Below are 12,973 nucleotides of genomic sequence, written 5' to 3' on the forward strand. Positions count from 1 at the left end.
CATTCCGGGGCGCCGCAGGCGAACCCGGAATGACGAGTAGGTGGGAGACGGAAACTTACTTGCCCACCGCCATCGCGCGGCGCTGCTCGGCCTGGGCGCTGGCGTCCGAAAAGTACTTCTGCGCGTCGCCGAGCTGAACCGAGGGCTGGCAGTTCGGGGTGCAGGAATAGGATTCGCGGTCGAGGCCGCGCTGCACGGTGATGATCGAGGCCTGCGGCGCCTGCACGCTGATGGTCGATTCGGCGAGCATCGTGCCCTTGTGATCGAGCGCGATCAGGTTGGTGCTGCCGAAGCTCTTTCCGGTGAGCACCACCACGCCGTTCCGCTGGAGCGTGATGTCGGCGATCAGCGGGTTGCCGACGATCACCGTCGCGGTCTTCTCGGGCAGCCGGATCACCTTCGCGTTGTCGACCGAAACGGAGACGACGCCCTGCGGCAGCGGCTCGTTGGCCGTCGCCGTGCCCGAAAGAGCCAGCAGCGCCGGGCCGGCGGCGAGGAGGACGGCAAGGGCGACAGAGCGTACGGGGCGGGGCATGGGCTGTCGGTCCGGTCCGATGGGCCGGCGGAACGCCGCCGGGGCGCGGCGCCTTGAGACGGTTCCCTGAGGAGCCCGTCCGGCGTCTCGCGAACCACAGAACAACAGCAAAGTGGTGAAGGAAGCGCTAAGGCGTGCAAGCAACACACCGCGACGACTCTCCGATCCGCTGCGCAATCGCAGCAACCGACCGTTAACTTAGCTCTCGAACTCCGCTCGCAGCCCGACCTTCGACGGTCCATTTAACCCAAACGCAACGCGTCGGCGGTAACTCTAGCCCCGTCGCCGATCGAGGCCTGAACAGACTTTCGACCGTCGCTCAGGACACAGGTTCAAGTGGAGATTACAATGAAGTCCCTCGCCAAGCGTTTCGCCGCCGACGAGTCCGGTGCCACTGCGATCGAGTACGGTCTCGTCGCCGCCATGATGGGCATCGCCGTCGTCACCATCTTCACCGCCTTCAAGGGCAAGCTGTCGACCGCGTTCGACACCATGGGCACCGCCCTCCAGACCCAGGCCGCCAACATCAAGTGAGGCCGCGCCCCGCTTCCGGGAGCCGCATTCCGAAGCAGGAGATCAGGATGAAGACCCTCGCCAAGCGTTTCGCGGCCGACGAGTCCGGCGCCACCGCGATCGAGTACGGACTCGTCGCCGCCATGATGGGCATCGCCGTCGTCACCATCTTCACCGCCTTCAAGGGCAAGCTGTCGACCGCGTTCGACACCATGGGCACCGCCCTCCAGACCCAGGCCGCCAACATCAAGTGAGGCCGAGGCGGCATCGGCCGCCGTAGTGATCGCGCGACGAACGGAGTGGCCGACCGATTTCCGGTCGCCCTCCGTAGCCCGGACGCCGAGCCTGCGTCCGTCCGTCCGCCCCATTTTCCCGGCCGCCCCGCTTCCGGGAGCCGCATTCCGAAGCAGGAGATCAGGATGAAGACCCTCGCCAAGCGTTTCGCGGCCGACGAGTCCGGCGCCACCGCGATCGTCACCATCTTCACCGCCTTCAAGGGCAAGCTGTCGACCGCGTTCGACACCATGGGCACCGCCCTCCAGACCCAGGCCGCCAACATCAAGTGAGGCCGCGGCGGCATCGGCCGCCGCACCGATTGAGCGACGAACGGAGCGGCCGACCGCTCCACAGTCGCCCTCTTCTGGAGCAGCAAACATGAACACCCTCGCCAAGCGTTTCGCCGCCGACGAGTCCGGCGCCACCGCGATCGAGTACGGCCTCGTCGCCGCCATGATGGGCATCGCCGTCGTCACCATCTTCACCGCCTTCAAGGACAAGCTGTCGACCGCGTTCGACACCATGGGCGGCGCCATCCAGACCCAGGCCAGCAACATCAAGTAAGGCGACCAGCCCGGCCATCGGCGTCCGCGAAGACGCCGGGCGACGCACGGGAGGGTCTCGGGCATTCCCTCGGGTTGGGCCGCCGGACGTGGTCCACCCGAGGGAATGCCCTTCTTCGTAGAGGCCCGGACCAGCGTCGAACGACGGCGAAAAGGAGCGGCACCATGTCGATGAGCGCGGCCAACCTGCTTCTCTGCGTCCTGTTTCCCTTCCTCATGGCCTACGCCGCCGCGAGCGATCTGCTGACCATGCGGATCTCGAACCGGGTGACCGGCTTCGTTGCCGTGGGCTTCGTCCTCTACGCGCCGGCTTCCGGCATGGGCCTGGAGGAGATCGGCTGGCACCTCGCCGCCGGGGCGCTGACGCTCACCGTCACCTTCACGATGTTCGCCCGCGGCTGGGTCGGCGGGGGGGACGCCAAGCTCGCCGCCGGCACCGCCCTCTGGCTCGGCTTCGGCAGCCTGCTCGATTACGTCGTCATCGCCTCGATCCTCGGCGGCCTGCTGACGCTGGGGCTCCTCTACCTCCGCACCCTGCCGCTGCCGGCGATCACGGTCCGCCTGCCCTTCGCGGTGCGCCTGCACGACATGAAGACCGGCATCCCCTACGGCATCGCGCTCGCCGCCGCCGCCCTCATCGTCATGCCGCGCGCCGCTGGCTGGGAGCGCCTCGCGCTGATGTAAGGGAGTCGAGAGGGCAAGTCCTCTCGCGGGTGCAGGGCAGCGCCCTGCGCTCCTTGTCAGGGCGCTGCCCTGACGACCCACCAAAGGGCTTGCCCTTTGGCAACCCCAAACTTTCCAGACATGCCGACGCAGAAACCGCGACGAACGCTTTGGTGACGGGCGGTTAACCTTAACTACACCAATCGCGGGCCAAAGTCGGTACCTGACGGCGGAGAGCCGTCGAACGGTTCCGCACCCGCCATGAAACCTGCCCGTCTCGCCGTCCTGGCCGTCGCGATCGTCGCGGGCTGCGGCGCCGCCCTGCTGATGAGCGGCGAAGAGAAGCCGCCCGAGCCCGTCGCCCAGGCCGCGCCCGCGCCGCAGATCCCGCTGTCCGAGGTGCTCGTCGCCGCCGCCGACTTGCCGATGGGCCAGACCCTGAAGGCCGAGGATCTGCGCTGGATGCCCTGGCCCGAACAGGCCCTGTCGCCGGCCTACGTCGATCGCAAGGCCGCACCGAAAGGCCTGGAGGACGCGGTCGGCTCGATCGTGCGCACCCCCTTCTCGGCCAGTGAGCCGATCCGCCCCGAGCGCCTGGTCAAGGCCGGCAGCGGCTTCATGTCGGCGATCCTGCCGCCCGGCATGCGCGCGGTGGCGATCACCATCGACAACCGCGGCTCCTCGGCGGCGGGCGGCTTCATCCTGCCCAACGACCGGGTCGATCTCATCAAGACCGCCCGCGACGAGAGCGGCAACGGCAACGACCAGTTCGCCGAGACGCTGCTGACCGACATCCGCGTGCTCGCGGTCGGCCAGATCGTCCAGGAGAAAGGCGGCCAGAACGTCGTCACCGCCGACACCGCGACGCTGGCCCTGACCCCGTCCCAGGCGGAGATCGTCACCCTGGCGCAGAAGGTCGGGCAGCTCTCGCTCGTGCTGCGCAGCGTTCAGGATGCGGGTCAGACCGCCACGGTGGCGGATGCCGAGCCCGACGGAGCCATGACGGTGGTGCGCTTCGGCGTCGCCAAGCAGCAGCGCCGGTGAGGACGAGACCGATGCCCCTTCAGATCCGAAACCGGGCGCTCGCCCTCGCCCTCCTCGCCGGCTCCGGCCTTACCGCCGCCGGCCCCGCCCAGGCGCAGGGCATCTCGCCGGTGCTGACCATCGGTGCCGGCGAGTCGGGCGCCTCCCGCAAGGTCGAGCTGACCAAGGGCCGCTCGCTGATCGTCGATCTGCCGCGCGACGCCAAGGAGGTGTTCGTGGCCAACCCGGCGGTCGCCAACGCCGTGGTGCGCTCCAGCCGGAAGCTGTTCCTGATCGGCATCGACAACGGCGCGACCTCGATCTTCGTGATGGACGCGGACGGTCGCCAGATCGCCGCGCTCGACGTCACCATCGCCCGCGACATCAACGTGCTGAAGCAGTCGCTGCAGCAGAGCCTGCCCACCGGCCGCTTCGACGTGAAGGCGGTAGGCGACTCGATCGTGCTGTCGGGCGCCGTCGGCTCGGCCTCCGAGGCGCAGCAGGCGATCGACATCGCCAACGCCTTCGTCGGCATCGCGGGCGCCGTCGGCGGCATCCGCGGCGCGGTGATCAACAACCTGACCGTGCGCAACCGGGATCAGGTGATGCTGCGGGTCACCGTGGTCGAGGTCTCGCGCAACGTCATCAAGCAGTTCGGCGTCAGCACCAGCGGCAACTGGGCCGCGCTCAACCCGCTGGGCGACCTGAACGGCACCAACTCGTTCCTCTCCAACGGCACCCCGTTCCCGCTCACCGGCATCTACTCGCCGAGCGGCAACGCGCTCCAGGCCTCGGTGCGGGCGGGCGGCTTCTCGCTCCAGGCGACGCTCAAGGCGTTCGAGCAGGCGGGCGTCTCCCGCGTCCTGGCCGAGCCGACGCTGACCGCGATCTCGGGCGAGGCGGCCAAGTTCATGGCCGGCGGCGAGATTCCGGTGCCGGGCAACTGCTCCGGCATCGCCACGGGGGCGAGCGCGAGCTGCCAGATCTCGGTCCAGTACAAGCCCTACGGCGTCAGCCTCGCCTTCACCCCGGTGGTGCTGGCGGAGAACCGCATCTCGATCCGCGTCGCGACCGAGGTGACCGAACTCGACCGCCAGAACAGCCTGCCCTTCACCTTCGGCAACAGCAGCCAGACGGTGCCGGTGCCGGCCACGACGAAGCGCACCTCGGAGACGACGGTCGAGCTGGCCTCGGGCGCCACGATGATGACCGCGGGCCTGATCCAGCAGAAGAACCGGGCGGCGATCTCCGGCCTGCCCGGCCTCATGAACCTGCCGATCCTCGGCACCCTGTTCCGCTCGCGCGACTACCAGCGCGACGAGACCGAGCTGATGATCATGGTCACCCCTTACATTGCGCAAGCCATGGAGGCGCGGCAGGTGCAGCGCCCCGACGACAACTTCGTCGATGCGCCGGACGGCAAGGCGGTGCTGCTCGGGCAGCTGAACCGGATCTACGGCACGGTCGGCGGCAACACGCTCGGACCGGCCTATCGCGGACGCGTCGGCTTCATCGCCGACTGATCTCGGACACGCGCAGCGGGGCCGGGCCGGAAGGTCCGGCCGAACCCGACGGATCGCGGGTGCGAAAAAAAGCGCCCCAGCAGGATCGAACCACCGATGCCTTCCCCCACTCGCCTCCCCGTCCGCTCGCTCGCCCCGGTCTCCGTGCTGGTGCTGGCCGGCCTCCTCGGCGCCTGCAGGGCCGACCGCGTGGCCACCACCGGCTCGACCTATCCGATCGACGTGCGCACCCGACATCCGATCGTGCTGGCGGATGCCGACCGCACCCTCGACGTTTTCCCCACCGGCGTCGGCCATATCGATCCGCGCCAAGCGGCCGACATCGAGGCCTTCCTGCTCGAATACCGCCGCTACGGCCGCGGCCTGATCACCCTCGAACTGCCTCAGGGCGTGGCCCCCTCGCTCGCCGTCCCGGTCGAGCGCACCGGCGCGGCGATCCGCCGGCTCGGAACCGACCTCGGCGTGCCGCCCGGCGGCTGGACGGTCGGCGGCTATCCGGTCGCCAACCCAGGCCTCGCCGCCCCGGTCCGGCTCACCTTCCAGCGGATGCAGGCCAAGGTGTCGAGCAAATGCGGGCTCTGGCCGCGCGACCTCGGCGCCAGCGACATCCGCGCCGACTGGTCGAACGAGCCGCAATGGAACCTCGGCTGCGCGACGCAGTCCAACATCGCCGCCCAGGTCGCCGACCCGATCGATCTCGTGCGCGGGCGCCCCGAGGGCCGCATCGACACGGTCCGCCGCACCCGCGACATCGGCGAGCTGCGCAAGGGCAAGGATCCGTCAACCGAGTGGCGGCAGGATGGGACGAACAGCGTCAAGGAACAGGTGAAGAACTAACCGACCGCTTCCTCCACCGCCGCCCCGCCCCACACGACCTTCGAACCGGAACAACGCGTCATGCCGGACAACCACGAGGCCACGGACCGCACGATCGCCCCGGTGCCCCGGATCACGATCCAGGCGTTCTGCGAGACGCCCGAGACCGCGGCGATGATCGAGGGGATCGTCTCCGACCGGCGGATGCAGAAGGCGCACGTCAAGGTGCAGATGGGCGGGGGCGCGGCGGCGGTCGAAGCCTACCGGCACGCGCCGACGCCCAACGTCATCCTGATCGAGTTCGTCGGCACCAAGTCGCGCCCGCTCGAATGCCTCGACGCGCTCGCCGAGTGCTGCGACGAGGGGACGAAGGTGCTCGTCGTCGGCCACGTCAACGACGTGCTGCTCTACCGCCAGTTCATGCAGCGCGGCGTCAGCGAGTACCTGATGGCCCCGGTGGCGCCCGTGGCGCTGATCGCGGCGGTGTCCGACCTCTTTTCGGCGCCGGGCGCCAAGCCGGTCGGGCGCACCATCGCGGTCTACGGCGCCCGCGGCGGCGTCGGCGCCTCGACGGTCGCCCACAATCTCGCCTGGACGGTGGCACGCGAGCACGGCACCTCGACGGTGATCGCCGACCTCGACATCGCCTTCGGCACCGCCAGCCTCAACTTCAACCAGGACCCGCCCCAGGGCATCGCCGAGGCGGTGTTCGCCCCCGAGCGCCTGGACGCCAACCTGCTCGACCGGCTGCTCTCCAAGTGCGCCGACAACCTCAGCCTGCTCTCGGCGCCGGCCACCCTCGACCGCACCATCGACCTGACCGAGCCGGCCTTCGACGCGCTCACCGACCTGCTGCGCGCGGCGGTGCCCTGCATCGTCATGGACGTGCCGCATCACTGGTCGGCCTGGACCCGCCGCGTGCTGGTGGCCGCCGACGAGATCCTGATCGTCGCCTCGCCCGACCTCGCGTCCTTGCGCAACACCAAGAACCTGCTCGCCCTGCTCCAGGTGAACCGGCCCAACGACGCGAAGGCGCGGGTGATCCTCAACGGCGTCGGCATGCCCAAGCGCCCGGAGATCGCGGCGGCCGAGTTCGCCAAGGCGCTCGATGCGACGCTCCAGGCGTCGATTCCCTTCGATCCGGCGCTCTTCGGCACCGCGGCCAACAACGGCCAGATGATCGCCGAGGTGCAGGCGAACGCCAAGGCGGCGGAAATCTTTTCCGAGGTCGCGGGCGTCGTCACCGGCCGGTCCGAGGTGAAGCGGTCGCGCCCGAACCTGCTGGAGCCGCTGCTCGCGCGCCTGAGCCGCAAGAAGGCCTCGTGAACGTGAACTCCGCCCCCTCCCTTCCCGTCAGTTGAGGGCGCACGGCGCCATGTTCGGACGACGTTCCACCGCAGCAGCGGCCCCCGCCGCCCCGGTCCTGCCGGCCGGAAAGCCGCTGCCGCCCGCCCCCGTCCTGCAGGACGAAGCGCGCGCGGCGCGGCCCGACGCGCCGCCGCCGCCCAAGCCGACGCCGGTGGCGCCGCTCGCGCCACAAAAGTCGGAAGAGTATTTCCGCACGAAGAGCATGATCTTCGGCGCGCTGATCGAGGCGATCGACCTCGCCCAGCTGGCCAAGCTCGACGGCGAATCGGCCCGCGAAGAAATCCGCGACATCGTCTCGGAGATCATCGGCCTCAAGAACATCGTCCTGTCGATCGCCGAGCAGGAGGAACTGCTCGACGACATCTGCAACGACGTGCTCGGCTACGGCCCGCTCGAACCGCTGCTCGCCCGCGACGACATCGCCGACGTGATGGTCAACGGCGCCGACCGGACCTTCATCGAGGTCGGCGGCAAGATCCAGCTCACCAACGTCCGCTTCCGCGACAACCAGCAGTTGATGAATATCTGCCAGCGGATCGTCAGCCAAGTCGGCCGGCGCGTGGACGAATCCTCGCCGATCTGCGACGCGCGCCTGCCCGACGGCTCCCGCGTCAACGTCATCGCGCCCCCACTCGCCATCGACGGGCCCGCGCTCACCATCCGTAAGTTCAAGAAGGACAAACTCACCCTCGACCAGCTCGTCCGCTTCGGCGCGATCTCGCCAGAGGGGGCCAAGATCCTGCAGATCATCGGCAAGGTCCGCTGCAACGTCGTCATCTCCGGCGGCACCGGCTCGGGCAAGACCACGCTTCTCAACTGCCTCACCGCCTATATCGAGCACGACGAGCGGGTCATCACCTGCGAGGACGCGGCCGAGTTGCAGCTCCAGCAGCCGCATGTGGTCCGGCTCGAGACGCGCCCGCCGAACCTGGAGGGCCAGGGCTCGGTCACCATGCGCGACCTCGTCAAGAACTGCCTGCGCATGCGGCCCGAGCGCATCATCGTCGGCGAGGTGCGCGGGCCGGAGGCGTTCGATCTCCTCCAGGCCATGAACACCGGCCACGACGGCTCGATGGGCACGCTGCACGCCAACAGCCCCCGCGAGTGCCTGGCGCGAATCGAATCGATGATCACCATGGGCGGCTTCTCGCTGCCCTCGAAGACGCTGCGCGAGATGATCACCGGCTCGGTGGACGTCATCATCCAGGCCATGCGCATGCGCGACGGCTCGCGGCGCATCACCCACATCACCGAGGTTTTGGGGATGGAGGGCGACGTCATCATCACTCAGGACCTGTTCGTCTACGACATCCTCGGCGAGGACGCGAACGGCCGCCTGATCGGCCGCCACCGCTCCACCGGCATCGGCCGCCCGCGCTTCTGGGACCGGGCGCGCTACTACGGCGAGGAGCGGGCGCTGGCCGAAGCCCTCGACGCGGCGGCCGTCGAGGGAGAGGTGGCGTGAGCGCGCTCAACCTGCCGCTGGCGGCCGGCCTCGTCGCCGTGGCGGCGGGCGCGGTCGCCTACGTCGCGCTCGTTCCGTTGCTCTCGGGCGAGCGCCGGGCAGAGCAGCGCCGCAAGGCCGTGGGGCAGAGCCGCACGGTCGTGGCCGAGCGCGCCACCGCCGCCAACCGCCGCGAGCAGGTCGCCAAGAGCCTCAAGGAGTTGGAGGCTAAGAAGGGCAACACCAAGGTCACCCTGGAGCTGAAGATCGCCCGGGCCGGCCTCGGCTGGAGCCGCAAGAAGTACATCGTCCTCTCGGTCCTGATCGCGCTCGGCCTCGGCTTCGGCGTGCTCCTCGTCTCGGGCCGCCCGCTCGTGGCCCTGCTGGCGATGTTCGTCGGCGGGCTCGGCGTCCCGGCCTGGATGCTCAAGCACCTGCAGAAGCGGCGCATCGCCGCCTTCATCGACGAATTGCCCAACGCCATCGACGTGGTGGTGCGCGGCCTCAAGTCCGGCATCCCGCTCGGCGACTGCCTGCGGATGATCTCGCGCGAGGCCAAGGAGCCCCTGCGCAGCGAATTCCGGGTCGCCAACGAAGCGCAGGCGCTCGGCCTGCCAATGTCGGAGGCGATCCAGCGCATGTACGAGCGCGTGCCGGTAACGGAGGTGAACTTCTTCGCCGTGGTGATCGGCATCCAGGCGAAGGCCGGCGGCAACCTCTCCGAGGCGCTCGGCAACCTGTCGCGGGTGCTGCGCGAGCGCAAGAAGATGGCCGGCAAGATCGCCGCGATGAGCATGGAGGCCAAGGTCTCGGCGTTCATCATCGCCGCGCTGCCCTTCATCGTCGCCTTCACCACCTACCTGTCGAGCCCCGACTACATCTCGCTGCTGTGGACCACCGCCATCGGCAAGATCGCGCTCGCGGCCTCCGCCCTGTGGATGGGCCTCGGCATCGCGATGATGCGCAAGATGATCAACTTCGACGTGTAAGAAGCGTGCGTTGGGAGGGAATCAATGCTGGATCAGATGGTCGACGCGGCGCTTCAGCCGCGCTTCGTCGCCACCGTGCTGACGGGCATCGCCGCCGCCGCGACCGTGTTCACGCTGGTTCAGCCGCTGATCGAGACCGACACGCTGGCCAAGCGCATGAAGCTCGTCAGCGACGAGCGCGAGCAGATGCGCCTGCGTGAGCGCGAGCGCCTGTCGAACCGCGCGACCCTGCGCAGCGAGCCCAAGGCCTACATGAAGCGCGTGGTGGAGCAGCTCCACCTCACTCGCTGGCTCGGCACCGAGACCGCGAAAGCGAAGCTGGTGCTCGCGGGCTATCGCGGTGCGGGCGCCGAGACGGCGTTCCTGTTCTTCCGCCTCGTGACGCCGGCCGTCGCGACGCTCGCGGCCCTGTTCTACCTGTTCGTGCTGGAGGTGCTGGACCAGCCGCTGATGATCCGCCTCGGCATCGTGCTGCTGGTGGCCTTCGTCGGCATGAAGCTGCCGGAGGTCTACCTCAGCAACGCGACCTCCAAGCGTCAGGCGCAGATCCGCTTGGCTTGGCCCGACGCCCTCGACATGTGCCTGATCTGCGTCGAATCCGGAATGTCGGCGGAAAACGCCTTCCGCCGCGTTAGCCTGGAGATCGCCTCGCAATCGGCGGTGCTCGCCGAGGAGTTGGCGCTCCTGAACGCCGAGCTGTCCTACCTGCCCGACCGGCGCGTGGCCTACGAGAACCTCGCGCTGCGTACCGGCCTCGAACCGGTGAAGTCGCTGACCACGGCGCTGATCCAGGCCGAGCGCTACGGCACCCCCGTCGGCCAGGCCCTGCGCGTGCTCGCCCAGGAGAGCCGCGACACCCGCATGAACGAGGCGGAGAAGAAGGCCGCCGCGCTCCCGCCGAAGCTGACCGTGCCGATGATCGTGTTCTTCCTGCCGGTGCTTTTCGTCGTCATCATGACGCCCGCGGGCATCCAGGCCTACTCGATGATGAACAAGTAGGTTTTCTCAGTAACGGCGGGCGGAAAACCAGCGGCCGGCCGCCGCCTTACTGCGACCCTCGGGTCGGCGGCGGCTCGAAGCGCAGGATGTCCTTGAGGACGAGGCCGATCTCCTCGCGCTGCTCCTTCGGCAGGGCCAGCATGCGCGTGCGCAGGCTCGCCCAGGCTGCCGCGTAGTCGCCGCCATGTTCTGCGGCCGCCTCCCGGCAGATCGCCATCAGCTTCTGCAGGGCTTCTATCGCCTCACCGCTGTTGTCCATTTTCGAGACACCCTCGCCGATTTCGCGACTACGCAGCCCACCCCGGCGTTCGATAGGTTGCCTGCGGATATAGCCGTGGAAGCGTTATGGACGCGTCTCAACTACAGATCATGCACAATCGGGTGCGTGCAGAGGTCGTCACGACGCAGGAACAGTTGCTGCATGCTTTCCTGATCCGCAGCATTTGCTTCATGGAAGGCGAAGGCCTGAAGACGAAGCAGGCCATCGACGGAAACGACTTCCAGGCGACCCATTTCGTCTTCTACGATCTCGAGGAGCCGATCGGTGCGACCCGCATCCGGTGGTTCCAAGACTTCGCCAAGATCGAGCGGACCGCGTTCCGGCCGGCCTACCGCTCGCCGAAGGTGCTCAAGCGCCTGTCGGTGGACGTGTTCGCCCACGTTGCCCGCAAGGGCTACGACAAGCTGATCACCCATGCCGGCCCGAATTTCGTGCCCGTCTGGCGGCGCTTCCTCGGCTTCGAGGTCGTCGACAAGCCTGCCCTGATCAGTCCCGAATACGAGGACTGCATCGAGATGATCAAACGCCTCGACGTGCCCTCGAACGCCATCACGATGGAGAGCGACATCAGCACGCTCTACCGCGTCGAGGGGGCCTGGGATCAGCCGACATGGCTGGGCTGACCGCCCGCCCGGACGTTGCAGGAAAGACGGCCCGATCAGCTTCCCAGGAAGAGATCGAGCCCCGGATGGGTCGTGCCGATCTGCGCGGTGAAGGTCGGATCGAACCAGGGCTGCGCGGCGAAGAGATCGACGAGGAAGTCGCGCACGACCGCGACCGATCGGTCCTGCAGGCGGTCGGTCAGGATCGAGGCGTAGATCGGCAGGCGGATCTCCAGGCCGAGCGGGACGTGCATCAGCGTCGGCTCCTGGAAGGTGTAGCTGGCGAGCAGGCCGATGCCGAGGCCGGCCTTGACCATCACGGCGTAGATGATGGCGTTGTCCGAGAAGTGCCGGGTCGTGCGCCCCTGGCGCACGAGGTTCTGCCACTGCGTCCAGGGCGGGACCGGGGCCGCGTATTTCTCCGTGTCGAGAAAGTCGTGTTCGTGCAGGGTGGCGAGCGTCGGCAGGCCGCGCTCGGTAAGGTACTCGCGGCCGGCGACGGGCGCGAGATGCAGCCAGCCCAGCCGGATGTTCGTGACGTCCTTCTGCTCGTCGGGGCTGAAGCCGATCATGCAGTCGGTCGAGTTCTCCCGCAGCGACCGGTAGTTCTGCAGCGCATTCAGGTGGAGTTGTACGCCGGGGTACTGGTCGCTGAACCGGCGCAAGGCCGGCGTGATGACGATGAGACCGAGGCCGTCGGGGCAACTCAGCCGGACCGAGCCCTCCACCACGCCGCGCGGCGCGGCGGCCTGTCGGGTCGCCAGAAAGAGGTCGCGGTCGACCCGGGCCAGCGACTTGGCGAGCTCCTCACCCTTCGGCGTCAGGGCGATGCCGCTGGCGCTGGAGATGAGGAGCTGCGCCCCGACCACGTCCTGCAGCCGCCGGATCTGCCCGTTGACCGTGCTGCGGCTCGCCCCCAGTTGCTCGGCCGCGCGCGTGATCGAGCCCGCCTTGGCCACCGACAGGAACGTGAGCAACTCGGCCCAGTGTCCGCTGAGCAGGCGCGGCTCGTCGAGGCTGGAGCCCGACACCGAACGCGCGTCCGTCTGAAAAAGGTGCATGGGCTCCGATTCTCGCTGCCGTCCCGATCATTGCCGCATCCGCGCACCGCGACAACCGCATGGCCCGAGGTGCGAGCGTGATCCCTCCGGAGCAGAAGCCGGTGGCGGACGCGCTGTCACCGCACGAGCCATCACGGGTGGAAGCGATCGCGGTCAAGATCCGCACGCTGGTCGAGGAGCACGGTTCACCCGAACTCCGGGCCGCCGCGCTGGCGTTGGTCGAGACCGTGCAAGCCGAATTGCGGGAACTGGAAGCGGAGCGCGGCCCCACCGGGGCCGCTCCGAAGCGGACGGTCTGAGCCTATCGCTTGCAGGCCC

The 12,973-nt window shown here is 68.6% G+C and carries 17 protein-coding genes; 14 read left to right on the forward strand and 3 right to left on the reverse strand.

The window, feature by feature from the left end:
- Positions 1 to 55 precede the first annotated feature (55 nt).
- Positions 56 to 535 (reverse strand): pilus assembly protein N-terminal domain-containing protein, encoded by a 480-nt coding sequence (locus ASG52_RS09185; protein WP_056242022.1) that lies wholly within the window; start codon positions 533 to 535, stop codon positions 56 to 58.
- 348 nt (positions 536 to 883) lie between these two features.
- On the opposite strand from ASG52_RS09185, the gene ASG52_RS09190 reads away from it, so the two are divergent.
- From ASG52_RS09190 to ASG52_RS09240, 12 genes are all read left to right on the forward strand, one after another.
- The gene (locus ASG52_RS09190; RefSeq protein WP_056242024.1) at positions 884 to 1,069 is read left to right on the forward strand and encodes a Flp family type IVb pilin; all 186 of its coding nucleotides are present in this window, start codon (positions 884 to 886) and stop codon (positions 1,067 to 1,069) included.
- A 47-nt stretch (positions 1,070 to 1,116) separates the two neighbouring features.
- Positions 1,117 to 1,302 carry a Flp family type IVb pilin gene (locus ASG52_RS09195; protein ID WP_056242027.1) on the forward strand — a complete coding sequence of 62 codons (186 nt, stop codon included), beginning with the start codon at positions 1,117 to 1,119 and terminating at the stop codon, positions 1,300 to 1,302.
- A gap of 165 nt (positions 1,303 to 1,467) precedes the next feature.
- Positions 1,468 to 1,614 (forward strand): Flp family type IVb pilin, encoded by a 147-nt coding sequence (locus ASG52_RS27040; protein WP_156383867.1) that lies wholly within the window; start codon positions 1,468 to 1,470, stop codon positions 1,612 to 1,614.
- An 88-nt stretch (positions 1,615 to 1,702) separates the two neighbouring features.
- The gene (locus tag ASG52_RS09200; RefSeq protein WP_056242030.1) at positions 1,703 to 1,888 is read left to right on the forward strand and encodes a Flp family type IVb pilin; all 186 of its coding nucleotides are present in this window, start codon (positions 1,703 to 1,705) and stop codon (positions 1,886 to 1,888) included.
- Positions 1,889 to 2,052: 164 nt separating this feature from the next.
- On the forward strand, positions 2,053 to 2,571 hold the full coding sequence (locus ASG52_RS09205; RefSeq protein WP_056242033.1) for an A24 family peptidase: 519 nt from the start codon (positions 2,053 to 2,055) through the stop codon (positions 2,569 to 2,571).
- Between the two features lie 240 nt (positions 2,572 to 2,811).
- Entirely contained in the window at positions 2,812 to 3,594 is a 783-nt protein-coding gene (gene cpaB / locus ASG52_RS09210; RefSeq protein ID WP_056242036.1) for a Flp pilus assembly protein CpaB, read from the forward strand.
- A gap of 11 nt (positions 3,595 to 3,605) precedes the next feature.
- Positions 3,606 to 5,096 carry a type II and III secretion system protein family protein gene (locus ASG52_RS09215; protein ID WP_056242039.1) on the forward strand — a complete coding sequence of 497 codons (1,491 nt, stop codon included), beginning with the start codon at positions 3,606 to 3,608 and terminating at the stop codon, positions 5,094 to 5,096.
- A 96-nt stretch (positions 5,097 to 5,192) separates the two neighbouring features.
- Positions 5,193 to 5,933, forward strand: a complete 741-nt coding sequence (locus tag ASG52_RS09220; protein WP_056242042.1) for a CpaD family pilus assembly protein — start codon at positions 5,193 to 5,195, stop codon at positions 5,931 to 5,933.
- Positions 5,934 to 5,993: 60 nt separating this feature from the next.
- Complete coding sequence (locus ASG52_RS09225; protein WP_056242045.1) at positions 5,994 to 7,238, forward strand: CpaE/TadZ family protein; 1,245 nt, start codon at positions 5,994 to 5,996, stop codon at positions 7,236 to 7,238.
- A 49-nt stretch (positions 7,239 to 7,287) separates the two neighbouring features.
- Positions 7,288 to 8,745 (forward strand): TadA family conjugal transfer-associated ATPase, encoded by a 1,458-nt coding sequence (locus tag ASG52_RS09230; protein ID WP_056242048.1) that lies wholly within the window; start codon positions 7,288 to 7,290, stop codon positions 8,743 to 8,745.
- Positions 8,742 to 9,713 carry a type II secretion system F family protein gene (locus ASG52_RS09235; RefSeq protein ID WP_056242051.1) on the forward strand — a complete coding sequence of 324 codons (972 nt, stop codon included), beginning with the start codon at positions 8,742 to 8,744 and terminating at the stop codon, positions 9,711 to 9,713. The genes ASG52_RS09230 and ASG52_RS09235 overlap by 4 nt, the downstream gene beginning before the upstream one ends.
- A gap of 24 nt (positions 9,714 to 9,737) precedes the next feature.
- A complete protein-coding gene (locus tag ASG52_RS09240) occupies positions 9,738 to 10,712 on the forward strand; it encodes a type II secretion system F family protein (protein WP_056242054.1) in 975 nt (324 codons plus the stop codon).
- A gap of 46 nt (positions 10,713 to 10,758) precedes the next feature.
- Here the strand turns inward: ASG52_RS09240 and ASG52_RS09245 are convergent, their stop codons facing one another.
- The gene (locus tag ASG52_RS09245; RefSeq protein WP_056242056.1) at positions 10,759 to 10,971 is read right to left on the reverse strand and encodes a hypothetical protein; all 213 of its coding nucleotides are present in this window, start codon (positions 10,969 to 10,971) and stop codon (positions 10,759 to 10,761) included.
- Between the two features lie 86 nt (positions 10,972 to 11,057).
- Here ASG52_RS09245 and ASG52_RS09250 point away from each other — a divergent pair, with 86 nt between their 5' ends.
- Positions 11,058 to 11,615, forward strand: coding sequence for a GNAT family N-acetyltransferase (locus tag ASG52_RS09250; RefSeq protein ID WP_156383868.1), 558 nt, complete (start codon positions 11,058 to 11,060; stop codon positions 11,613 to 11,615).
- A gap of 35 nt (positions 11,616 to 11,650) precedes the next feature.
- Here the strand turns inward: ASG52_RS09250 and ASG52_RS09255 are convergent, their stop codons facing one another.
- Positions 11,651 to 12,655, reverse strand: coding sequence for a LysR family transcriptional regulator (locus tag ASG52_RS09255; RefSeq protein WP_056242061.1), 1,005 nt, complete (start codon positions 12,653 to 12,655; stop codon positions 11,651 to 11,653).
- 101 nt (positions 12,656 to 12,756) lie between these two features.
- Between ASG52_RS09255 and ASG52_RS27045 the strand changes: the two genes are divergently transcribed.
- The gene (locus ASG52_RS27045; protein WP_156383869.1) at positions 12,757 to 12,954 is read left to right on the forward strand and encodes a hypothetical protein; all 198 of its coding nucleotides are present in this window, start codon (positions 12,757 to 12,759) and stop codon (positions 12,952 to 12,954) included.
- Positions 12,955 to 12,973 lie beyond the last annotated feature (19 nt).

Origin of the sequence: Methylobacterium sp. Leaf456 (genome assembly GCF_001425465.1) — a bacterium.
Taxonomy (GTDB): Bacteria; Pseudomonadota; Alphaproteobacteria; order Rhizobiales; family Beijerinckiaceae; genus Methylobacterium.